This window comes from Myxacorys sp. (assembly GCF_059501405.1).
In genome coordinates this window covers 48,258-70,975 of record NZ_JCACCM010000196.1, presented here as the reverse complement: position 1 = coordinate 70,975, position 22,718 = coordinate 48,258, and the positions used below count along the sequence as shown (strand labels likewise).

Annotated in this window: 22 protein-coding genes; 10 read left to right on the top strand and 12 right to left on the bottom strand. The window is 49.0% G+C overall.

The window, feature by feature from the left end; genetic code table 11:
- Positions 1-105 precede the first annotated feature (105 nt).
- The 3 genes from AC5I6P_RS28650 (at position 106) to map (ending at position 1,623) form a co-directional block, all read left to right on the top strand.
- Positions 106-336: a hypothetical protein gene (locus AC5I6P_RS28650; protein ID WP_495697193.1), complete on the top strand. Its 231-nt coding sequence runs from the start codon at positions 106-108 to the stop codon at positions 334-336.
- A gap of 76 nt (positions 337-412) precedes the next feature.
- Positions 413-670: a hypothetical protein gene (locus tag AC5I6P_RS28645; protein WP_495697192.1), complete on the top strand. Its 258-nt coding sequence runs from the start codon at positions 413-415 to the stop codon at positions 668-670.
- A 170-nt stretch (positions 671-840) separates the two neighbouring features.
- Positions 841-1,623: a type I methionyl aminopeptidase gene (map, locus tag AC5I6P_RS28640; protein WP_495697191.1), complete on the top strand. Its 783-nt coding sequence runs from the start codon at positions 841-843 to the stop codon at positions 1,621-1,623.
- A gap of 28 nt (positions 1,624-1,651) precedes the next feature.
- Here the strand turns inward: map and AC5I6P_RS28635 are convergent, their stop codons facing one another.
- The 3 genes from AC5I6P_RS28635 to purN form a co-directional block, all read right to left on the bottom strand.
- Positions 1,652-2,683 carry a CHAD domain-containing protein gene (locus tag AC5I6P_RS28635; RefSeq protein WP_495697190.1) on the bottom strand — a complete coding sequence of 344 codons (1,032 nt, stop codon included), beginning with the start codon at positions 2,681-2,683 and terminating at the stop codon, positions 1,652-1,654.
- Between the two features lie 210 nt (positions 2,684-2,893).
- Entirely contained in the window at positions 2,894-3,763 is an 870-nt protein-coding gene (locus tag AC5I6P_RS28630; RefSeq protein ID WP_495697189.1) for a branched-chain amino acid ABC transporter permease, read from the bottom strand.
- A 295-nt stretch (positions 3,764-4,058) separates the two neighbouring features.
- Positions 4,059-4,718 carry a phosphoribosylglycinamide formyltransferase gene (purN, locus tag AC5I6P_RS28625; RefSeq protein WP_495697188.1) on the bottom strand — a complete coding sequence of 220 codons (660 nt, stop codon included), beginning with the start codon at positions 4,716-4,718 and terminating at the stop codon, positions 4,059-4,061.
- 68 nt (positions 4,719-4,786) lie between these two features.
- On the opposite strand from purN, the gene AC5I6P_RS28620 reads away from it, so the two are divergent.
- Positions 4,787-5,692, top strand: a complete 906-nt coding sequence (locus AC5I6P_RS28620) for a carbohydrate ABC transporter permease (RefSeq protein WP_495697187.1) — start codon at positions 4,787-4,789, stop codon at positions 5,690-5,692.
- A 60-nt stretch (positions 5,693-5,752) separates the two neighbouring features.
- On the opposite strand, the gene AC5I6P_RS28615 is transcribed toward AC5I6P_RS28620, so the two are convergent.
- On the bottom strand, positions 5,753-5,929 hold the full coding sequence (locus AC5I6P_RS28615) for a hypothetical protein (RefSeq protein WP_495697186.1): 177 nt from the start codon (positions 5,927-5,929) through the stop codon (positions 5,753-5,755).
- A gap of 247 nt (positions 5,930-6,176) precedes the next feature.
- Between AC5I6P_RS28615 and AC5I6P_RS28610 the strand changes: the two genes are divergently transcribed.
- Entirely contained in the window at positions 6,177-6,419 is a 243-nt protein-coding gene (locus AC5I6P_RS28610; RefSeq protein WP_495697185.1) for a hypothetical protein, read from the top strand.
- Between the two features lie 106 nt (positions 6,420-6,525).
- On the opposite strand, the gene AC5I6P_RS28605 is transcribed toward AC5I6P_RS28610, so the two are convergent.
- Together AC5I6P_RS28605 and AC5I6P_RS28600 are read right to left on the bottom strand one after the other, a co-directional pair.
- A complete protein-coding gene (locus AC5I6P_RS28605; RefSeq protein WP_495697184.1) occupies positions 6,526-7,110 on the bottom strand; it encodes a GDYXXLXY domain-containing protein in 585 nt (194 codons plus the stop codon).
- Positions 7,111-7,198: 88 nt separating this feature from the next.
- Positions 7,199-8,629, bottom strand: coding sequence for a DUF2157 domain-containing protein (locus AC5I6P_RS28600; RefSeq protein ID WP_495697183.1), 1,431 nt, complete (start codon positions 8,627-8,629; stop codon positions 7,199-7,201).
- Between the two features lie 398 nt (positions 8,630-9,027).
- Here AC5I6P_RS28600 and AC5I6P_RS28595 point away from each other — a divergent pair, with 398 nt between their 5' ends.
- From AC5I6P_RS28595 to recJ, 3 genes are all read left to right on the top strand, one after another.
- The gene (locus tag AC5I6P_RS28595; protein WP_495697182.1) at positions 9,028-10,551 is read left to right on the top strand and encodes a DICT sensory domain-containing protein; all 1,524 of its coding nucleotides are present in this window, start codon (positions 9,028-9,030) and stop codon (positions 10,549-10,551) included.
- A gap of 85 nt (positions 10,552-10,636) precedes the next feature.
- Positions 10,637-11,110, top strand: coding sequence for a CRR6 family NdhI maturation factor (locus AC5I6P_RS28590; protein WP_495697181.1), 474 nt, complete (start codon positions 10,637-10,639; stop codon positions 11,108-11,110).
- Positions 11,111-11,239: 129 nt separating this feature from the next.
- On the top strand, positions 11,240-13,246 hold the full coding sequence (recJ, locus tag AC5I6P_RS28585) for a single-stranded-DNA-specific exonuclease RecJ (RefSeq protein ID WP_495697180.1): 2,007 nt from the start codon (positions 11,240-11,242) through the stop codon (positions 13,244-13,246).
- A 2-nt stretch (positions 13,247-13,248) separates the two neighbouring features.
- Here recJ and AC5I6P_RS28580 read toward each other — a convergent pair whose 3' ends face one another.
- Entirely contained in the window at positions 13,249-14,127 is an 879-nt protein-coding gene (locus tag AC5I6P_RS28580; RefSeq protein WP_495697179.1) for a universal stress protein, read from the bottom strand.
- Between the two features lie 256 nt (positions 14,128-14,383).
- Positions 14,384-15,334, bottom strand: a complete 951-nt coding sequence (locus tag AC5I6P_RS28575; protein ID WP_495697178.1) for a hypothetical protein — start codon at positions 15,332-15,334, stop codon at positions 14,384-14,386.
- Positions 15,335-15,710: 376 nt separating this feature from the next.
- Between AC5I6P_RS28575 and AC5I6P_RS28570 the strand changes: the two genes are divergently transcribed.
- Both AC5I6P_RS28570 and AC5I6P_RS28565 read left to right on the top strand, forming a co-directional pair.
- On the top strand, positions 15,711-16,130 hold the full coding sequence (locus AC5I6P_RS28570) for a fasciclin domain-containing protein (protein WP_495697177.1): 420 nt from the start codon (positions 15,711-15,713) through the stop codon (positions 16,128-16,130).
- A gap of 82 nt (positions 16,131-16,212) precedes the next feature.
- Positions 16,213-17,463 carry an MFS transporter gene (locus AC5I6P_RS28565; protein ID WP_495697176.1) on the top strand — a complete coding sequence of 417 codons (1,251 nt, stop codon included), beginning with the start codon at positions 16,213-16,215 and terminating at the stop codon, positions 17,461-17,463.
- A 24-nt stretch (positions 17,464-17,487) separates the two neighbouring features.
- Here AC5I6P_RS28565 and AC5I6P_RS28560 read toward each other — a convergent pair whose 3' ends face one another.
- From AC5I6P_RS28560 to AC5I6P_RS28545, 4 genes are all read right to left on the bottom strand, one after another.
- Positions 17,488-18,543, bottom strand: coding sequence for a pentapeptide repeat-containing protein (locus AC5I6P_RS28560; RefSeq protein WP_495697175.1), 1,056 nt, complete (start codon positions 18,541-18,543; stop codon positions 17,488-17,490).
- A gap of 257 nt (positions 18,544-18,800) precedes the next feature.
- On the bottom strand, positions 18,801-20,315 hold the full coding sequence (locus tag AC5I6P_RS28555) for a polysaccharide biosynthesis/export family protein (RefSeq protein ID WP_495697174.1): 1,515 nt from the start codon (positions 20,313-20,315) through the stop codon (positions 18,801-18,803).
- An 8-nt stretch (positions 20,316-20,323) separates the two neighbouring features.
- On the bottom strand, positions 20,324-21,445 hold the full coding sequence (locus AC5I6P_RS28550) for a glycosyltransferase family 4 protein (RefSeq protein ID WP_495697173.1): 1,122 nt from the start codon (positions 21,443-21,445) through the stop codon (positions 20,324-20,326).
- Entirely contained in the window at positions 21,445-22,581 is a 1,137-nt protein-coding gene (locus tag AC5I6P_RS28545; RefSeq protein WP_495697172.1) for a glycosyltransferase, read from the bottom strand. Before AC5I6P_RS28545 ends, AC5I6P_RS28550 begins: the two co-directional genes overlap by 1 nt.
- Positions 22,582-22,718: the final 137 nt, after the last annotated feature.

Genomic DNA, 22,718 nt, shown 5'->3' with positions numbered 1-22,718 from the left:
TCCTTTTAGCAATGGCTTTTTATAAAAAGTTACATATTCTAGGCGTAATGCCATCTTCTGAAGATGAAGCATGAAATAACGTCTTCAACCGTAGGTGACACGCTCATGGACAGTAACCCTTCTTCAGCCGCCGCATTTTCAGCGTCGCTCAAGCAGGGCATCTGGATTCTTTGCATTCCAGCTTGGCTCTTTGGCACGATCGAACGAGGCACAACCGCCATGTCCGATCATGTTCTCTCGACCTCCGATGTGATTCAAGTTCTAACTGCCGCTTTCTTTCTTGCGAGCTGGCTGCTGCTTAAACCGAATAAACATCGCACTGTCGTAAAGCCATAGCTCGTAAAGCCATAGTTGTAAAGCAATAGTGGTTTCTGTAGGCGTTACTACTCTTTGTAATTTAGGAGCTACAGCAATGAAAGGACAAATGTGTTGGTTAGCAGGTTTCGGCAGTGCAACTAAGATTCTTCATGTGCGAGACGCTGCCCATCAGCCTTGGAAACCCTATACTGCGTCGGTACACCGAGTTCCCGACCTCCAGATTCCCCGCGCGTCTAAGGGATGGACAACCTATCAAAAGCTTTATCGGGCAGGCTGGACGCTCGTTCCTACAGCTGAAGCCTACTCTACGACGATTATTCAAACTTCTGAACCAACAGCGGTTTCAGTCTAAAGGTGTGCTAACCAGAGGAGAGTCAAATTGAGGCAACGATTAGCCCAAAGTGGGACTGCGAAGCAACCCCAGCGATCGCCAAGCACAAACCGCTTTGCTATTTGGTATGAAAAATTTTAGTGAAAAGTTGCAAGCGTCATTGCTTCGCTTCAGAGCTAAAATAAGTACCTATGGATAACAGCGAAGTCATTACTCTCCTCTCTCGTCGAGAAATTGAAAAAATGCGCCGAGCCGGACAGCTTGCAGCGCAATTATTGCAACATCTTGAACCATTTGTTAAACCTGGCGTGAGTACCCTCGAACTGAATGACGAGGCAGAACGTTGGACTCAGGCACATGGCGCGAAGAGCGCGCCTCTGGGTTACGGTGGCGACAAGCATCGACCGGCTTTTCCAAAGTCAATCTGCACTAGCGTGAATGAAGTAGTGTGTCACGGCATTCCCAACGCCAAGCAACTGCTCAAAGATGGTGACATTATTAATATCGATGTCACGCTGATTGTGGATGGCTATCACGGTGACACGTCAAAAATGTATTTGGTTGGAGAACCCTCTGCAACGGCTCGTCGCCTCGTTGAAGTCACCGAAAAATGTCGCCAACTTGGAATTGAGCAAGTCAAACCAGGTGCAAGGCTGGGTGACATTGGCGCAGCGATCCAAGACTACGCAGAATCACAGGGGTTCTCTGTCGTTCGCGATTTTGTTGGACACGGCATCAGTAACATTTTTCATACGGCTCCGCAGGTCGCGCACTACGGTTCGTATGGCACAGGCAAGAAGCTCCGCGCTGGAATGGTGTTTACGATCGAGCCGATGATCAATGAGGGTACTTACGAAATAGAAGTCCTCAAAGACAAATGGACAGCAGTAACGAAAGATCGGTCGCTTTCGGCTCAGTGTGAGCATACGATTGCAGTGACAGACTCAGGCCACGAAATCCTCACGCTACCGTAGAGGCAGGAATGCGTGTCGCCTGAGCGCTTCACGGTGTAACCTTTGGTAGGGGAGCAAAACCCGTACCCGCAACTGAGTTTGGGTTTAGTTTGGGATCGTTGTAGTGCAAGAAGCGCGATCGCAGTTCCGTCCGGAATTCGGCGTGCAGGTATTTTTCTTGAAACGATCGCCACTGATCCCAAGCCTGACTTCGGTTGTGAGCAAGCTGATCCCACAGAACAGGACATGCTTTTTGCGGCGCATCGTCTAAGCGAGATTCGAGATAGTCATTGAGAATTACGCTGTCTTGAATCTCTCCCAGCGCATCCTGAATCGATTTGAATTCATCAACTTGGGCGCGATAATCCTCGTCATACAAATCGACAAACAGCTCGGTTTGGTAGCGAACTTGCTTCATCTTTTTCCGCAAGTCATGTAGGGTGTGCCCTTTCTGCTTCAGCAGCACTCGAATGTTGTCTCCGCTAAGGAAGTCTAAGGAAAGCTGCCCTGCGTTCGTCTGCGTTCCAAACAGCCAAGCGGGATGGAGCAACACAGTACTAATGAGCGGCAGCAACAGATCGGGTAACACGTGCTGAATCGGAAGCTGAGTCACTTCTTGATAGTCAGGCGCTTCTAACCAATCTTCGAATCCTGCCTTGAACTTATCGTACTTGCTGGAATGCAGAGTTTTTTGAAGGGTTTCAAACTTGTTCGATCGATCCTCTGTCACCTGCTTGAGAACGCGATCGCGGGTTTTTCGCTCTGATTTAGAAATTGCGGCGGGTGATTGTAAAGTTGCGCTCAGAATATCTAGATCTCTCACATCCCCTAACACCTGAGCAAATTTGCGAATGCGTTGCACGCTCGTTGATTTAGGTAACACAACTGCAAAATCGAATACTTGCAACGCTGTCCGCATTCGACGTAAGCCTACTCGCATTTGGTGCAGTGCTTCTGGATCGTGATCCTTCAGAACATCCGATTCGTGCTTAATCGATTTTCGGTAGTGTTTCTGAATCGCTTCGTAAGCAACATCACCTAGCGTTGTTTGTTTCACTTGTGGATTTGTAAGCTTTTTCATAGTCAATCTGGTATAGCAATCTGATGCAAACGTCTTGGACTTGCTTCAGTTACTACATCATAATTAGCATGACTACGAATTCATCTAACGATTGGAGTATTCATGTCAACGGCTCAACTTAGCGTGTTGCAATACATTTAACACTTCTTAACGCAAGCGATTTTTTACTTAAAACTTCCTTGAAAAGAATCTTAGTGTTTCTACCTGCCGCTACATCGTGCCCTTAAACAAGCCTTGAGGACGAACCAACAGCACCAAAACCATGATCAGTAGCGCAACGCCTTGTTTATACTCTGGACGCAAAACATAGGTACTCAGTTCTTGAGCAATCCCGATCGTCAGCGCCCCCGCGATCGCGCCGTAAGGATTGCCAATTCCACCCAAAATCACAGACGCAAACAGCGGCAAGATTAAAAACCAGCCCATATTCGGGCGTACCGCTTCGACTAAGCCCAACATGCTGCCGCCCAAGGCGGTGAACGTTCCAGCAATTACCCACGTCCAGAGCACAACCCGATCAACATTAATTCCAGTCACACGGGCGAGATCCAAATCATCCGCAACGGCTCGCATTGCTTTACCAATCTTGGTGTTTTGCAACAAATAATGCAACGCCGCGATCGCGGCGATCGCCATGCCAATTACCAATAGTTTGTAGAATGGAATTAATAACCCCGCAAACGAGATAGCCGGGGTGACGGGAAGATTGTAGCGTTGATTGCCGCCGCCCCAAATGAAAATGATACCGTTCCGAAGAAAGAGCGCTAACCCGATCGAAATAATAATCAGCGTTGTAGAATTAGCGCGTTTTGCTCGCATTGGCGACCACAATAGCTTCTCGCCCAGTAACGTTGCCCCGACCGTAGCGATCGCAGAACCCACCATTGAGATCCAAATGTTTACCCCAGACGCATTCAGCAGCAGGGTAAAATAGGCTCCCAGGGTCATGAAATCACCGTGGGCAAAGTTGGAGAGGCGTAAAATGCCGTAGGTCAACGTCAGCCCTACCGCAGACAGGGCAATGATACTTCCAACCGAGATTCCGTTAATAATTAGCTGAGCGATTTGAGTGAAATCCATTCAGGCGTCCATGCATCACATCTATCGCTCTGATTGTGCATGAATTGGAGAAGTTTGGGAAGAGATGAGGCGACGAATTGAAATTTAAAAATAAAAAAGCAGCCCCTACCCGGTTTGGACTGCCCTTGTGTTAGACGATGAGCTTCTCAATCTGTATACATCATGCCTTAGCAGGCCAAGAAGCCACATCTCCCTAGAGAAAGATGCCGTTAGTAATTCTGTAAATTGCCGCTGTGCTGCCGTTGTGCTCGCAATTCGATACTAGTGTCATTTTAGACTAGTTCTTCTAACTCGATCACTCGTCTTTTGACTCTCCTTCGCGGTTGTGGGCGGCGAGTGCGATCGCACAGGGATAAATCACGTGTTCCTGTATATGAATGCGGTTTTGTAGCGTTTCGGCTGTATCGCTAGGTAGAACTGGAACCGCCGCTTGCATAATAATTTCGCCACTATCGACTTCTGGAACCACAAGATGAACGGTGCATCCTGTAATCTTGACGCCTGCAGCTAATGCTTGTTCCACCGCCCGGTTGCCCTTAAAGCTAGGGAGTAAGCTGGGATGAATGTTGAGAACTCGACTCGGAAAAGCATTGAGCAACACGGGTGTCACAATCCGCATCCATCCTGCCATCACGAGCCATTCAATATTGTGATGCTTCAGTGTTTTGACGATCGCGCGATCCAATGCTTCGCGGCTCTCAAAGTCGCGATGATTGAGCAACACGGCAGGCACATCAAATCGTTTGGCTCGCTCAACGACTTTCGCTTCTGGATTGTTGTAGATGACCACTTGAATTTGAGCGTTGAGGCGGCGATCGCAGATCGCTTGAGCGATCGCTTCAAAGTTACTGCCACTCCATGACGCCATCACCCCTAATCTCACAGGAGGGTCGAGTTGAGGAATAGACGACAGGACAGGCGAGCATAAGCTATTAGCTAAATCAGACGAATTCATGTAGAACCGATGCCCGATATGAACTGAACTACAATAACCCTAATCCAACTCAATCTTTTATACGGTTCATGGGTTCCGATTCTAAGACTCCATCGGATAGACGGCTCTCGCAGCTATTAGACAGCGACGCGATCGCAGCTTGGCTATTTCTATCGCCTGCACTCCTTTTACTAGGCGTGTTCGTGCTGTATCCGATCGCGTACCTCTGCTACCTCAGCTTCACGACAGGTAGTTTTACCCGCGAAGGCATCCATTGGATCGGACTACGAAACTATTGGCGACTGTTTCTGAGTCCCGACTTTTGGCAAGTGCTGGGCAACACGGTTTACTTTACGATCGCAACCGTCATTCCTAGCTTGGTGATCCCACTCGCGTTAGCCGTGATATTGGATCGCGCAATAGCCCTGCGCGGATTGCTCCGCGCCGCTTATTTTATTCCGTCCATCACCTCTCTCGTGGCGGTGGGGTTAGGCTTTCGGTGGTTATTTCAAACGGATGGGCCGGTCAACGCCGGACTAAGCGCGATCGGGATTGCGCCGATTGCTTGGCTTCAAGATACGGCTTGGGCCATGCCAGTTCTAATTCTGCTCAGCATCTGGAAGCAGCTTGGGTTCAACCTGATTGTCTTCCTAGCAGGACTGCAAACCATTCCTCTCAACCGCTACGAGGCCGCCGAACTCGACGGCGCGATCGCATGGCAAAAATTTTGGTACATCACCCTGCCCGAATTGCGTCCAACGCTGATTTTTGCAGCAGTCACAACCGCAATTTTTACGCTGCGGAGTTTCGAGCAAGTTTACGTGATTACAGGCGGCGGGCCGCTTAATTCAACGAATTTGATGGTGTACTACATCTACGAGCAAGCCTTTGCTCAGTTTGACTTTGGGTACGCGGCAGCCGCAGCAACCCTTTTACTGATCGCTGCGATCGCGCTTGTTTACGGGCAACTCAAAGCTACAGAAGAAAACGAGTAGCTTGTGTCGATGAATCATCACAGACAGCCGACTACCCGTTATTCCTTAAATTGCTTCAGCTTAGATTGCTTCAGGAAATGTCCGTCTAAATTCGTCAATCAAATCATCCATTTCTTCTAGCGCTTGATTGACATCAATGCGTAATGTTCCTAAATCGGGTTGCTCCAACAGACGAAGCAATGACTCTCGCTTGCCTTCAATCAATCGAATCCGTTCTTTGATCATCTCTGCGTCCATAGCCTCTTCCTCAACAAACGTCTAGAACTTAAAATATTTCCAATTATTAAGCTCTATCTAATTCTAATCAGATGTGAGGAATGTATCAGCCGCAACGAAATTTTAAGCTTAAACCGCTCTCCGTGTTTTCTCTTCACAAAAGAGAAAGAACTCACACAAAAAGTTTACGCAGAGCGTAATCAGAAGTCCGGGATGCGGGTAGATTAAGGTGTACTCAATCAATGCTGTCTCAATCTATTATCGCTTTATGAGGAAAAAAAGTCACCGCCCGTTTTTGTTAATGGTGGTCTTGTGCAGTAGTGCAGGCGTTGTGTTAGGCGGAACGTCCAGTTGGGCAGAAAGTAATCAGTGTTTACAGCAAAAAGTTGTCACGAATCAGTGTCTCGTTCAAAATCCCGTGTCCAAGACCTTTGAAGGCATGGCAACAGGATTATTAGCCGGGATGGGCGCAGCAGTCGGAGTTACGTGGTCTCATAAGCGCAGTAAGTAAAAATTAAAAAAGAGGGTAAAGATTATCTTTACCCTCTTCTTTTTGGAGATCGTCAGATGCGACCGCTTGCCCCTAGATATTGGCACTGGGCAATCGTGCCTCTACCCTAAAACTCATACGAGCGATCGCTCAGCCAAAGCCGAAGCGGAACCGCATTGCCCTGAGCATCTACTTTGATTTCAACGACTGCTGATTGTTTGCGCTGGCTCTCTTGAATGGCTTTATTCACTTCATCGCGCCGAGTTTCAGGCAAATAATAAGTGCTGAGTCCATAATCGACTTGCCCGTATTGCACTCGTCCTTTCAGCGCCACTTGATTAGAGGGTAGAGAGGCTGGGCGATCTGGGCTTACTCCTACAGGCTTCCAAGCGATCGGACGCCCTGGTTTCTGTTCAGGCAGTTGCAATATCACATAGAGGACTGTGTTTTCCTTCAACGAATTCCTCGCTTCTAGGGGAAGCGTTTTCCAGCCGGGCAGCTTTCTCAACGTGTCTAGAGTAGAGATGTCATAGCCTAGGGTCTGCGAGTAGCCTCGTAGCAGGTCGTAGGGATCAACAGGGACAGTTTGCAAGACGACCGTTTTTCCGGTGAGGTGAGTGTAGACGGCTTGAGCTGGAATGGCCGTAATGAGAGCCGTCTGCACCAGTAGCGGAATCCAAAATCGCCAAGAGCGAAGCGGTTGGAGAGACATAGAACGTTAGGGATGAGGGATGAACAAGAATTGCTCGATAGGAAACTGGAGGGAAATAGAGAACTGGAGGAAATTGGTCACTGGCGGTTTAGTCTTCGGTATTGGTAGATAAGGTCGTTAGAGTCCGGACATATCGCTCGAACCAGAGACCTGCCAAGATTACCCCAACACCACACAGAACAAACACCAAGGCTTTGAGCAGCAAGCCAGTATCATATTCCAACAACCGACTGAAGATTTGCAGAATGAGGAGAACTATGCCAAACCAAAAGGCGGGTCTATCTGCAATTCCGATGCTGGTTCGGACAACCCCGATCGCAAGCACGGCTAGTAACGCATTAAAGACAAACGGCGCAACGACCGGAAGCGGCTGAAGCTGAATGTCCCAAAAAATGATTAAAGCCGTCAGTGCGATGAAGAGAAGAATGGTGCTGGTGCTGGGACTGAAATAGAATCGACCGGAACGAGTTCTGGCAAATCTTAGTAGATAGAGCCATTGCGCGATCGCAATCCCTGCCAGAATCACAACACTGGGTAGCGATCGCCATTCGCTATTCGTTCCCAGCAAAGTATCCCAACCGGAATCCTTCCAAAGCCAACCAAATGACAGCCAGAAAAAAGCGCCACCCAAATAAACTACAGCACATCGACGAGCAATAGGTTGAAACAGCTGAGCTAGGGATACTGAGGAGAGGGAACGCCGCCGAATCGAGTCCCACAGCGTATCGTCGTAGCTCCACAGCAGAGCGGCAGGAAGCACCGCGATGACAGCCGAGAAAAGTCCTGATCGAGTTGAGAGATTAAAGGGAGTGCTCATTAAAGCCGAGACGAGTGCGATCGCGCTCAACGTGAATAACACCTTTGAGCGACACCAGTAAGCCAAAGGCAGAAACAGCACGCTGACCACGAGCGGCATCTGCTGAACCATCAGGCTCAACAGTGAGCTATCTTCACCTCTCCACAATCCGCTCTGCAAATAGCCCGTCCAGCTATACCAGTAGCCAATGCCAATCAGCAAAATTGCTAACATTCCTAAAGAGGTCAGCCGCAAACCATATGCCATCATAAGGACGCCGATTCCCCACGTCAGGAATAACCCGTAGGGAGAGCCGCCAATATGAAACATTTGCGCCATCAGCGCTATGTTCGCTCCTAAGCTCAGCGACCCTAGCAGCAACAGGGCCTGACCCAAACGAGACTGCCATACATCGCCTGGTTGTCTCCAAAGCGCAAACCCGGCGAAATTGACCCCGATAAACACGCTAAACAGAAGCGCTACTCTAGCTAGACGAGGAATGTCTTGCCAGTTTGCCGCGACAAACGTAATTACACCTAGACCAATAAGCACACATCCCAGTCCAAGCAGAATGAGGGTGAAACGGTTTTTAGCTTGCGTATCGAGTTGATCAAACTGATAGCGATCGCGCAACTGCTGAAATTGCGTACTGTTGATTAACCCGTCCGTTTGCCACTGTTGCGCTTCTTGACGAAGCTCATGTCGAAATTTTTCGGAGGACATAAAAACTTACTCCCTAAGTACTGAGGAGCTTAATGAAGCGAAACCGCAAGATTACGGAAATCACCTCTAACTTCTCATAACTGTTTTGAAGTGAGGCTAAGACTATGCCACCTATACGATTGGTAGAACGACAGTTTTAATTTCTAAGTAACGGTTAGCAAAATCTATGTACAATTAAGCACTAACCGTCACAAAATATTAAGGTTTCGAGACATAAATTGCCTCAAACTCCAATTCAAACAGATTCCAGTAGAAATTCTGGTGTCAAACTGTTAAAAACTTGGTAATTTCCTTACAACACGTTCTTTTATACAAAGGCGCACCTTCTGAAGCAACTGCCCCTTAGTTTGAACCTGTATTACTGGTTTCATCGAATTCTTCACTGTAGCCCTTAAGGTATGAGTTCCTTAGTAGTCGAGACTTCCCTTTACACCCTTGTCGCTGACTCAGCCGCTTCACCATCGGCTTTGCAAATGAGTCCGATCACGTTCAAATCGCTGATGAACAGTTTATTAGATGTGCTGGTTGAGCAGCAACTCCCAGCATTGATCTGGGCGAAACTACCGCGTGGGGAAGCGTGGCAAGCAGAACTTGAGCGATATATGAAACTCGGCGATGTTGCTCAGGGAACCTACCTATTTAAAAATCAACGGGATGACGTTCCAGAAGAGGCGTTACCCACAACCCATAAGCCCATGTCTGAGTCGGTGGACAGTACTCAGGAGTCGCCTGAGTGTAAGCTTCACTCAAAACCTGACTCAACAGCGGTATCGGTTCAGCTTGCCGCTGATAGCCCGCTTCGACGAGAATATTTTTTGATCATTTGGTCAACGCAATTTTGCGGAGTCTTGGTTGCCCATCGTTCAAAAAATGGGGCGACATCCAAAGATGAGCTTCAAACCACCTTTATTCCAGACGAAGAAACGACCGAAAAGCGACCCTCATTAATGACCTTTCTGGTGCTGGATCAGGCAACGACTCGGCGAGCAGTGGGCGCATTGCACAGGTCTATGGAAGCCATCTCGTCCCCGTTGAACAAAAGCTGGGAAGCCGCGATCGCAAAAATTCAGCCCGCTCAAGTCAGTTCTCCAATGATTGAGCAGTTCCTCATCCGGCAAGTCCAGCGCCAAGAAGACCTGTGGCAGAGAGGCACCAGCTACCGTCGTCAAGCCGAACTCGCCAATCTCTTACAGCTTCAAAATGAGGAATTAGTCAGCGCCATTCGGTTAAAAGATGAGTTTGTGCATACGGTGGGGCAAGAACTCCGAACGCCGCTCACGACGATGAAAACAGCGATCACGTTGCTCAATTCTCCTACATTAAAGCCGCCGCAACGTCAGCGCTACATGGATTTGCTCGTGAAAGAGTGCGATCGCCAGACGGCACTAATTAGTAGCTTGCTCGATCTCGTCAGTCTCGATCAGATGGCAGATCAAGCGATTATTCAAGCGTTGCAGTTGATAGACATTGTGCCCGGAGTGGTCAGCACCTACCAACCATTGGCAGAAGAAAAAGGAGTGCGGTTAGCGTATACGGTGCCTGAAAATTTACCTGCGATCGCCTGTCTCAACACCTGGTTAAAGCAAATTGTGATTCATCTGCTCCGCAACGGGATTAAGTTCACGCCGAGAGGCGGACAGGTTTGGGTCAGAGCCAAGCAGCAGGATGATTTTGTCCAACTAGAGTTCAAAGATACCGGAATTGGAATTCCAGCAAATGAGATTTCAAAAATCTTTGATCGGTTCTATCGGGTGCGGCAAGCCGTCGAGACTGAAACGAACGGGGCAGGATTGGGACTCACCGTTGTTCAGCAATTGCTAATCCATTGCGGCGGCTCGATTTCGGTCAGAAGTCGGGCAGGAGAAGGATCTGTTTTTACAGTTTTGTTACCCATTTACAAAGGCACAGTCGAACCCGATTAGCAGAATTAGATTTGAGTTCTAAGAGGAATCCGCTAAGGTTAGAATCGGGCCTCTTTTGTTAGCGTTTGCTTAGCGCTCAAGTTTTATGTCCATTACCATTTCGATTAACGCCGCTCAGATTGATGCCTTAGATTTATCACCCGCCGTGGATGCGATCGCGCCGCTCCTAACTCACGCGGCTGAATATGAGCAGCAGATCCAGTTCGCGATCGACTATCCCTTAGAACCCGGCGATCCCCGAGAATTGCCAGAAGTGCCAGAGGTGCGCCTTTGGTTTATTCGTTTAGATGCCTTGTATCCATGGCTGCCGTTTCTGCTGGACTGGAAGGCTGGAGAATTTGCCCGCTACACCGCCATGCTTGTGCCTCATCAGTTTCATCCCAAAGACGGCATCCAGTACAACCCGGAAGCCCTTGAAATTCATGTGATGCACAAAACGTTTGTCTTGTTGTACTGGCTCAAAGAGTTAGGGATCGAAAGCCCATCACGGCTCAAGGCGATGACCCAAATGGTGGGCTACGAGTTGGAGGATGAGTTTTTTGAGATGTTAAATCGTTAATGTTAAATCGTTAGAGAGAAGCGGACAGGGTACAATGCTTCCCTAGTTGGAGTACGTTTGCATCACAGTTGATTCTATCTGAGCAAACGATCGCCTCTAAAATTCGCTTCTTTAGCGCCTAATTTTACGATGCTTGAGCTTCCTAGTCCTAGATCCGTTGCGTCTAAACGCGCTGGCATTCCCGACCAGCGCTGGAACCTGCTTCCGGTTCAAACCGAACGGGCATTAGCGTTAGCTCAAGCAACGCAAGTCTCTCCACTTTTAGCGCAAGTTCTACTCAATCGTGGGCTCGACACGCCAAAAGCCATTGCGACGTTCCTCGATCCCGATTCTGAAGCACTGCCTTCCCCACTAGAAGACTTTTCCGATCTGGCGCTGAGTCTAGAACTGCTGATCAATGCGATTAATGAGCGTCAAGCGATCGCGATTTGCGGTGACTACGACGCAGACGGCATGACGAGTACAGCCCTTCTGCTGCGGGCACTGCGCTACCTTGGCGCACAAGTAGACTACGCGATTCCCAGCCGCATGAACGAAGGGTACGGCATCAATGAGCGGATTATCGAAGAATTTTATGATGAAGGGGTCGGACTGATTCTCACCGTCGATAACGGAATTGCCGCGCATAAACCGATCGAACGTGCTCGTGAGTTGGGATTAACAGTGATCATTACGGATCACCACGATTTACCGCCACAGCTACCAAACGCGAATGCCATTCTCAATCCTAAATTGATTGCTGAAACATCTCCCTATCGCAGCATGGCAGGCGTCGGAGTGGCCTATGTTTTAGCGGTTTGTCTAGCTCAGAGTTTTGGGCAGCGTGACTTGCAAAATACGCTGCTAGAGTTGTTTACTTTGGGAACGATCGCTGATCTTGCGCCGCTAACGGGGGTGAATCGTCGGTGGGTGCGGAGAGGCTTACAACTCCTGCCGAAATCTAAGATTGAAGGAATTCAAGCGCTGATTCAAGTGGCGGGATTGAGCGGTGAGAAAAACCTGAAGCCAGAAGCGATCGGCTTTCGCTTGGGGCCTCGAATTAATGCCGTGGGTCGCTTGGCAGATCCACAGATTGTGATTGAACTATTAACCACTAACGATGATGGCATTGCATTAGAGCGAGCCATGCAGTGTGAACAGATTAATAAACATCGGCAGCAACTCTGCGAAACCATTGAAAAAGAAGCCATTAGTGCTTATGAGAATGGATCGGTCAACGCGAAAGAAGAACATGTGTTGCTCTTAGTGCAACCAGAATGGCATCATGGCGTGATCGGAATTGTCGCATCTCGGTTAGTCGAACGATATGGCGTTCCGGTGTTCATTGGAACATATGAAGATGACAAGCGAGAACACATTCGTGGGTCAGCGCGAAGTATTCCAGAGTTCAATGTGTTTGACGCACTAGAGTTTACGAAAGATTGCCTCCTCAAGCATGGAGGACACAAAGCCGCAGGCGGATTTTCCTTTGAGGGCACGCGGCTGGAAGAGGTGCGATCGCGCCTCCGACAATTCGCTCAACAGTGCCTCAAACCCGAACATCTCAAGCCGTTAGTCACTATTGATGCCCAAGCGAATCTAGAGCAACTCGACTTTCATCTCTACGCCCAACTCGACGCGCTCCACCCCTGCGGCATGGAGAATCCCGATCCTGTGTTTTGGACGCCCAACGTCCGGATCAGTGATCAAAAGCTGGTTGGCAAAGGGCATCTCAAATTTATGGTGAGTCATGATTCGATTGCCGCTAGAAAAATTGCCGCGATCGCATGGCGGTGGGGAGAATACTATCCGTTACCGAAATTCTTGGACATCGCCTATCGGCTTCGCACGAATGAATGGAACGGCGACGTTTCGATTCAACTTGAAGTGGTTGGAGTTAGATTGCCACATCAGCCCAGCGCGGCTGGAGTCGAGTTTTTGTTTAACCAGCGATCGTATAGCTGCACAATAGAAGAACAAAGCGGCGTTAAAGAACTGAAAATTCGCAATGATAGAGGCGACGTTCTAGCTATCCAGAAGGGACAAAAGATTGGTACACTCGGCAAAATCAATCATCCCTCTCAAACTGTCGATGTTTCTCAGCAACCTTACTACGACTTAATCAGAACTGCCCTCACCGCTTTGACTGTCTCATGAGGTTACTTTCTGAACGGGAAATAGAGAACAGGGTGCATACTTCGACGGACGCATTCATTCGCAAAGCTTGGAGACGACCATTCTAATAAGGGGTTGACGTTATTGGACGAGAGCGCGATCGCGCTAATGTCAAACTCTTGCGCTGCCGTTAGCAACTCCGTAATCGGATTGCCATGCCGAACTTCAATTTTTATGTTGATTCCCAACCCTTGGAAGTCGTTTCGGATCGGCTCCAACTTCTGAGCGACAAATTCTTGTTCTTCCTGAGCCGACCATCTCAACCGACCGCCTTCCTCAATCACTCGACACAGAACGCAGTTTCTTACCCCATGATTACGGTTAGCCTGCGCTAGTCGCTTCACTTGCTCAACGGTAAATTTTGACGCTTCACTGTCGTCATACGGCAACAACAAATCACGAAACAAATGCTGACATCGCAGACTGAGTTCTTCTGAGGTGTAGGTCGAGATTAGCTGAGGACGCAGGGTAAACAGGGGAAGCGTGAGTTGTTTGGCAAGGTCAATAGTGGTACTTCCAAACAGTTTCTCGGTCAGTAGATTGCGGTTTTGTGTGCCCAGAATTAGTACATCGGCTCGATGGGTTTTTGCGGCTTGAAGCATTGCATCAACCGCTCGTCCCGCTTTTACTTCGACTTTTACTTCGACTCCCGCAGGTACATGTTCTAATGCAACCGCTAATTTCTCTTCAGCGCGATTCATCTTCTCAGTGTCGGGGCGGGGAACTCCTGATTTCTCAACCAAGGGAACGACATGCAGAAAGACAATTTGCGTTGCGCCACTGGCCGCTAAGTCAGGGATGAACTGCGTTAGACGCTGCAAACTATCTGTGAAGTCAGTACAAATGAGAGGACGCTGAAACATAACAGTAAGAATTAAAGGTTAAACAAGTAGCTGATGCGACGTTGCAGCAATCTTTTTTGCAAAGGAAGCGATACCCAAAATCCTAACTTAAAGTCTTCCATGTTGAATTATTGACTGCCAATTGAGTCAGATCGAGCTATTTACCAACGTTGAGCGCTTACATTTTAGGAGCTAGATGGTGAACTCGATCGCAAATGCAAGGACACGGTATTAGACCTGTACTTCATTTGCCTTTGCGTTAGCGCTGCCGAAGGCGTCAGAAAATCGGCAAATCGTCAGGCATTTCTAAACGTTGAACAACATCCTCATGATTATCCTGGAGGCAGTGCAAGTTTTCTAGAAAGTTGTCCTTTGCTGCACTGTCTGAAGTATTGCTACGTGGAGATTTAAGCTCACTTTCCTTTAACCCCTTCAGTGGTAGGAAGCACCACAGACCTTGACTTACGAGACGCAGCCACACCATGCCTCCTGTCGTTGCAACAAACAGCACGAAAGCTAATGTGCTAGAAGGTTCGGGAACCGCACGGCCACAGGAACCAAGCCCTTGCGGAGCTTGAACACAGGCTTTCGTCTCCACGCGCTGTACTAACCTAAGAGAGGTTGGGCAGTCAAATGTGCGAGAGTACATTCCCCCAACTTCTGCTACAGCAAATTCCTGTCGCCCTCCGATCCCGGTATCCGTGAGGTTAGGCAATAAGGTGAGATTATTTCCCGTCGATCTGATCTTGAGACGATCGACGCTTCCTGGCGTGTCTAGGTTGCCTAACACTGTAATATTGAGTGAATCTAGAAGGGTTTCTAGTCCGTCTGTAACGTCATACAATGCCAGCGAAATAGCACCCGTTGCCCTTGCAAGTTCTAAGCTCGGATTGTCGATCGCGGTTTCTAGAGCTAATAGGCCGAAGAAGGCGAAACCAAAGCGGATAGGAACGGTTTGACTTGCCGAGAGAAAGAGGTTTTCTGTGCTTGCCGCCGATCGAGCCAAGTTCTGAAAGTCAGTTCCGTTACCAACGGCAATACTATTTACGTTAGCTTCGGCTGCAAATGGTTCTGTTGAAGTTGGGGAAGAAAGCTGACCCGCAAGAATAGTTTGTGCTCTGGAGAATGCCAAACTAGCGGCGTTGGTAGGGGAGGCTGCGATCGCGATCGCAGCAAACGGCGCAGTGACTAACAGCCGCGACTGACGAATTCTAAAATTTAATTTCATGCAGTTTGCTCACAACCTTGACTAGGGTTGAGTTCCTACTTCGAGGGTTTGCTGACGCTGAATTCTGACGACGTTTGATACCCTGAAAGACGGTAATTGAAAGCTTTTAGATCCGCAATGGATAGGGTGTATCTTAGGTAGACCTATCTTGGATCTACTGTGTACGTAGCTGGTAGCGCTACAGAGATGATAAACAGAATACGGGAGAGATTCAGTAGATAAATTGGGATTTCACGAAAAACCTATATAAATCAAACGCGCTGTACTGGTACAAGTTGGTGATGGTAGTATATTCCTCCCTTGGCATGATGTTATTGCCATCCCTTAGCGCCTATTTCTTAATACAGAACGAGAAAGGCTTGGGATAAAGTACATCATGGCAAATCTTTTAGAAACAGCAGCACAGGCAGGGTCATTCAGCACCTTTTTAGAAGCGGTGAAAAAGTGTGATCTTGCGTCTACTCTAAATGCAGAAGGCTCTCTAACTCTACTCATACCGACCAATGATGCATTTACCAAACTGCCTGAAGGGACGCTAGACGGACTGTTAGAAGATGTAACCAAGTTGAAGAAAGTGCTGATGTATCACGTTGTCTTTGGCGATGTGCGATCGCAGGATCTCGCCGAAATTGACGAAGCGCCAACTGCAGAAGGCTCGGTAATTGCGGTTGATCATTCAAACGGTATTACTGTCAATGATGTTCGTGTTCTCAAGACAGACATACTCGCCGACAACGGCGTGATTCATGAAATTGAAGGGGTATTAATGCCGGCAATGCTGGCAGGTCATTCATAAATCTGCGAATCTCGATGCTACGGACGTGAATGATTTGTTATCCTAGACTCCTCTCGGACACACTTTCAACAGGAATAGGGCATTGAACACATTTGCCGCACTGAACCCTCAAACCCGGCGGAGCTTGAGGGTTCTCTTTGTTGCGGGACTGTTATTTTGGTCAAGTCTGGCAAGTCTACTGCCGACGTTGCCGCCTTACATTAAATCCATTGGGGCAGCAGATGATTTGCTGGGGGTTGTTATGGGATCCTTTGCGGTAGGGCTGCTAATCGTTCGTCCTGTTCTTGGACGCATGGCAGATACTCGTGGACGCAAAGGGGTACTGCTAATTGGAATTAGTGTGGCTGCGATCGCGCCCGTCTGTCACCTGCTGACGCAATCAATTCCGGTGCTCATTCTCGTGCGGATGTTTCATGGAGTCAGCATTGCCGCCTTTACAACCGCCTACAGTTCTCTCGTGGTCGATCTTTCTCCACCTCAAAAACGCGGTGAATTGATTGGTTACATGAGCTTAGTTAACCCAATCGGAATGGCGATCGGTCCGGCAATCGGCGGATTTCTAGAGGCGTGGCAAGGATTTGCTCCGGTCTTCTTCCTCGCATCGGGCCTCGGCGCAGTGAGCTTTCTCTGTGCATACCAGGTCAAGCCTCCTGCTTTGCATCCCCAGCCTGAAGCAGAGCAGTCTAGAGAAAATGTATTTTGGCGATTACTGCTCAGCGATCGCATTCGGATTCCGACGATCACAATGTTACTAGTCGGGATTGTCTTTGGCGCGATCGCAACGTTTGTACCGCTCTACATTGCCGAAGCAAACGTAAATTTGAATGCTGGATTGTTTTACACGGCGGCAGCAATTACGAGTTTTGGAACACGATTTGTCGCTGGAAAAGCCAGCGATCGCCACGGACGCGGACGCTTTATCACAATTGGATTGCTCTGCTACGGTTTGTCAATGCTCGTGCTGTGGCAAGCTCGCACGGCTGAATGGTTTCTCGTGGCGGGGCTGCTAGAAGGAATTGGCGGCGGAACCTACTTGCCCATCATGATTGCTTTGGTTGCTGATCGGTGTCAGCCGCACGAACGCGGACGCATCTTCGGCTTGTTTATTGGTGGATTTGATTTGGGCATTGCGATCGCAGGCCCGCTTTTAGGATCGGTTGCAAAATCACTCGGTTATCGGGGACTGTACGGCGTTTCAGCTTGTGTTGCATTTGCTGCACTGCTGGTGTTTGTAACGCTTTCGAGCAAGAGTATTTCTGAATCGGTTAAGTTCGCCTTGGGGCACAGCAAAGATCCTTATGCCATTCCTAGAGACAGCATGGTTTCTCAGTAGCGCATTTAACGTCGCGAATGCTATTTACGCTTCGTGTACTTTTCCGTTGGGCATCACTGCCCCTGAAAGCTTCGCCCCCGTCATCTTCACCATCACGCGATCGTCAAATCCCACTTTTGCCCCGCGCAGATTCGCGCCGCTCAAATCTGCGCCGCTCAAATCTGCACCAATTAGGTTGGCATCTTGCAAGTCTGCCCCACACAGGTTTGCCCCTAGCAAATTCGCCCGGAACAAATTTGCTCCTTGCATCTTTGCTCCTTCTAAATTCACTTTATGCATGAAAGCATCGCTCAGGTTTGCATTGCTTAAGTTGGCACGGCTCAGGTTATAGCCCGACAAGTCTTTCTCTTTCAGATCGCGACCACTGAGATCGGTTCCGGTGAGGTCACGCTCTTGAGAACGAGGCGGCGTTTTTGGCGGTTGATGATACTCCGCCCGATAGTGCGACTGCCGATAGTAGTTTGACTGTTGAGAGGTGCTGGACTGCTGAGATGAAGAGGAGGTGCTGGACTGCTGAGATGAAGAGTTCGATGGTTGAGGTGGGGACGGCTGAGCTTGCGGGGGTTTGTGATACTCCGATCGATACTGTGACTGTGAGTAGTAGTTTTGATAATTTTGAGAGGACTGGGTGGCGTGCCCGCTGCCCTTCTGACCATTCTGCGAGGAGTGCCCATTGGACGAGTGACCGTTTTGAGACGAATGAGTAGAATACCCGTTCTGCGAGGAGTGCCCGTTGGACGAGTGACCGTTTTGGGACGAATGAGTAGACTGCCCGTTAGACGACGGACGGTGATAGTAAGAATGATAATAAGTTTGTCTCGATTCGCTTCTTGACGGTTCGTGCGATCGCGTGGTCTGCGCTTGAGGTTTCGGGTTGCGCTCATGCTTTCGCAACACATCACGCGCATGATTGAGTTCCTTGATTTTCGCTTCCGCTTTTTGCACGAGGCGGGGATTATCTTTCGGCACACGATCGGGATGCCAAATGAACACTAGATCTTTGTACGCCTGATTAACCTCTTCCCAAGGCGCACCAAGTTCGAGTCCCAATACTTGATAACAGCGTTCTAGTTCTCCCATCTACTTCACCACCCGACTAGCCCGAAGTTTACAAGAAGTGTGATCACTCACTCACCATGTTCCCTAGTGAAGTAGCCATCGCGCGTTTGATCTAGTCTAAACGGAACTCCTGCCTATTGGGTCTAAGTAAAGACTGATTTAACCTCGTTAACCCAAAGATTAGCAAATTGAATCATACTCTCCTCAAAACGATCACTAAAAAAAGGGGACGTCAAGCGCCCCCTACTTCTATTTAAGTCTATTTAAGAGGTTAGGCTCTACCGGAAAATATTGAGAATGCCAAATGCACTTCCCAAAGGATTCAGAATGGTTCCTAATACAGAACCAATCCTAGCCAATCCATTTTTGCCGACTACGATCGTATCGTTGTTCCGCAACGCTGGATTATTGGCCGAATTGATGCCTTGCTTAAAGTCCACCGCTAGCTGACGCCGGTCAACTGTTCCATTGGGCTGAAGCCGCAAGAAGTCAACCTGCTTTGTCCGAGAACTGGTAATAAAACCACCTGCCGCTAGAATTGCTTGGTTCATTGGCGTATTGGGTGGTACTTGAATTTGACCGGGCTTGCTCACTTCACCCACCACATTTACTGTGATGGAGTCAGGCGAGAAGCTAGCGGTGGCAACGGTTGCTGCATCTTCTGGAGAGAGGGCAACGGCGGTCGGAATGACGATGCGATCGCCTTGCTGCAATCGGAGGTCTTGCTTAGCATCCCCGGCTTTGAGCAAATCCATCAAGTTCACATTAATGCTGCGCTCCGTGCCATCACGAGCCGTTCGCTTCACTTGAATTTCGCGAATATTAGCCCGTTCTGTAATGCCGCCTGCAATTTGAATGGCTCGCGTTACGGTTGGCGCTTTTACTTTTGCGGTAACATTTGTTTGCCCGTTCGTGGTTTGACCCGCTGTCACTGGAACCTGTTCACCCACTACACTATGAGGACCCGGACGGTTCACCTCTCCAGCCACAATGATGTCAATCGGCTCATTGTTATTTGACTCTAAGGTTGTTCCAGCAAAATCATTGCCCATAGCAGTCGTTGCCGTGCTTGCCGGGACAACAATGCTATCGCCATCGCGCAGCTGAATGTCTTGGCTCAAGTCTCCCGACTTTAACAGTGCCTGCAAATTGACTTGAATCGGCGTTGTGCCCGCGTTTGTTCCAGGCAAACGGCGTAGAATCTGAACCTGCTGAAGATCAGCGCTCTGGGTAAGACCTCCAGCTAGTTGCAGCATTTTTGTGAGCGTCGGCGTTCCTGCTTCGGTCAGCGATGTCGTGTAGGCTCCTGGGCGCGTCACTTCTCCTGAAACCGCAATTTGCACCGGACGCGAACTCATCAAGCTGACTGTCACCACTGGGCGCGTCAACCATTCTCTGTAGCGGGATTCGATCGCGCCAGAGGCTTGACGCAAAGTCAAGCCGCCCACTCGAACTGTTCCAGCTAAGGGCAGGTTCAGCGAACCATCGGCTAAGACCTGGTACTCACCGCTATACTCAGGCACGCCAAAAACATCAAGTTTTACCTTGTCTCCGGCCCCTAGTAAATAGCTTTGATCTACGACTGGAGCACTCGCTGGAGCCGAAATTGGGGCGGGACTAGGCAATACTGGCGTACTGTTAGGTGGTAAGGCTCTTCCTCCAGGGGTAGTCGTCTGCGCGATCGCAGGAGCGGCAACCCCGGTTAATCCCAGGATCGCGATCATCCACGATGTTGAAAATTTTGCTGTCAAAACCTTTGAGTTAACCTTTCTAACTGCTGATGGTTCAATCATGTTGTAATTCACTCTTTTCCTAAGCGCATACAGTCCGAGTCAAGTCTTTGATGTGCTGACGCGAACCCTGGTAGAATCGCATCCTGGTAAACCGCTAACGTCTCCTGATGCACCCGATCGACACTGAGCCATTCTAAGTGGTCTTGAGCGCGCTGCTGCCAATGCTCTAATTGAGTTGGACTCTGCAACAGGTAAGAAAGTGCCCTAGAGAGAGCAGAAACATCGCCCGGTGGCACTAAAATACCAGCCTTGCCGCCTTCAAGCACTTCAGGAATTCCGTCTACCTCTGACGCGATGATGGCACATCCGGCTTCTCGCGCTTCAGATAAGACCAACCCAAACGGCTCTCGACTAGATGCCAGCACAAAAATGTCTGTTGAGAGCAAATAGCGCTGAGGCTCTGGTTGAAAGCCTTCAAAATGAATTCGGTCTGCAAAGGCACTGTTTAGAGCTTGCTGCTCAAACGCTAGCCGATCCGAACCATTTCCTACTAAATATAAATGGACGGTTGGATTGGCGTCAGCTATCTGCACAAAGGCTTCAATTAACTGAGCAATTCCTTTACGGTAGAACAGACCCGCTACAGTCGTGATGGCAGGGCGCTTTAGACGGATTGGTTCCGTTTCAGCCAGGGGGCGTCGTCGGGGGCTTCCGATTGTGCCATTTGATACTACACTGATTTTGTGAATTGGCACTCCTCGCTCGTGCATGGAGTGAGCAACCGATTGACTCACTGCAATCACGCGATCGGCCAACCCCATGAGAATGGAGGTCGATTGATGCTCGTTGTGAACCGTCGATATTAAAGTGTATTCGCTTTTCCGTTGACGAAGAAAGCGGGCTAAAACCGCTCCCGTCATCATATGAGCGTGGATAATATCGGGAGCAAACGTTTGAACAATGCGACGAAATCTAAGTATTGCTTGAAAAAGTTGAATGGGAGTTCGGCGCTGGTCTAAGTAAAAGCACTGAATTCCATAGGGCTTCATTAAAGCTTCATATTCACCGCCGCCACAGGCAACTGCCACCTCAAGTCCTGCCTGTGCCTGTAAGCAGGCTAGGTCAACCGCCGCATTCACGATTCCATTTCCAAGTTCCCGACAATCGTTGAGGATGTGTAGAATTCGCATTAGCTATTTTGCAATATTTGTTCAATGACATCAACGTATTGCGTGACCACGTGATCGCTGGAAAAGAGAAGCGATCGCGCCTTCAGAACCTCTGAGTTAACCGGATGAGCCAAAGTTTCAAGAATCGCGGTTGCCATGAAGTCTGGATCTGCGATCGGCACTAATTTGCCATACTTGCCGTTCTCTAATATCTCCGCCGGGCCGCTCGGACAATCCGTTGCCACAATTGGCGTTCCCACTGCCATCGCTTCGGCAACGACATTTCCAAACCCTTCGTAATGGGATGAGAGCACAAAGACCGCCGAATTGGCCATGTAAACGTAAGGATTTTCTACAAATCCAAGCAAAGCGACATCCTGTTCAAGCTTCAATTCCCGAATCAGGGTCTCTAACCGTGGGCGATCTTCTCCTTCACCTAAAATGATGAGCCGTGCCCGTCGCTGCTGCCGTACCCGTTGAAAGGCTTGAATCAACGTAAAAAAATCTTTTTGACCCACTAATCGTCCCACCCCAAGCACCACAGGCGGCTCTCCAGGCAGAAACCAGGGGTGAGCTAACGGCTCCTGGCTTTTCCGAATCACATCTGGGGTCACAACAGGATTGTAGATGACTTGAATACGATCTAATGGCAAGGCAGTGAGGTGGGCTAAATCTTTTGCAGTTCCCCAAGACGCTGCCACTAGTGCATCAGATTTTGGATAAAGCCATCGCACTAAACAAGTGCGAATGTAAGCCGCTACGTAGTGCTGATCATGCTGGAACTGCCCAGATAGGTAGGTCTGCACACACATCACAACTTTCGTTGGCACTGTTACCTGCCTAGCCCATTTTTTAGCCCAAAGCGCGGAACTAATGATGTCAAGGGCAGAGAAGATAACGGTGGGGTTTTCATGCTGCAGGTAACGGCTCAGTGCAACGGTCTTCCAGACAACAACGGGAAACGTGGACTTGAGATCAATAACTCGGACACTAGAAGGAACAAGTTCTAAGTAATCTCCCTCAGCTTCTGCCAAAACCAGATCTGTCTTTATTCCTCGCTCAGCAAATCCTTGGGCAAGATGAAGCATGGCGCGTTCTGCTCCGCCACCATCCAAGTTAGGTAAAAATATACTGATCGATGTCCCTTTTACGTTCATAAACTCAGGACGTGCTCCACTCTGTAAGAGAATCCCTTGAGTGATGCCTATTTAGCCTCTGTCCCTAGTGGGACTGGCGATGGACAGAGGTAAACCTTTATCTATCGATTTAAACGGTTCGATTGAGCTACTTGGCT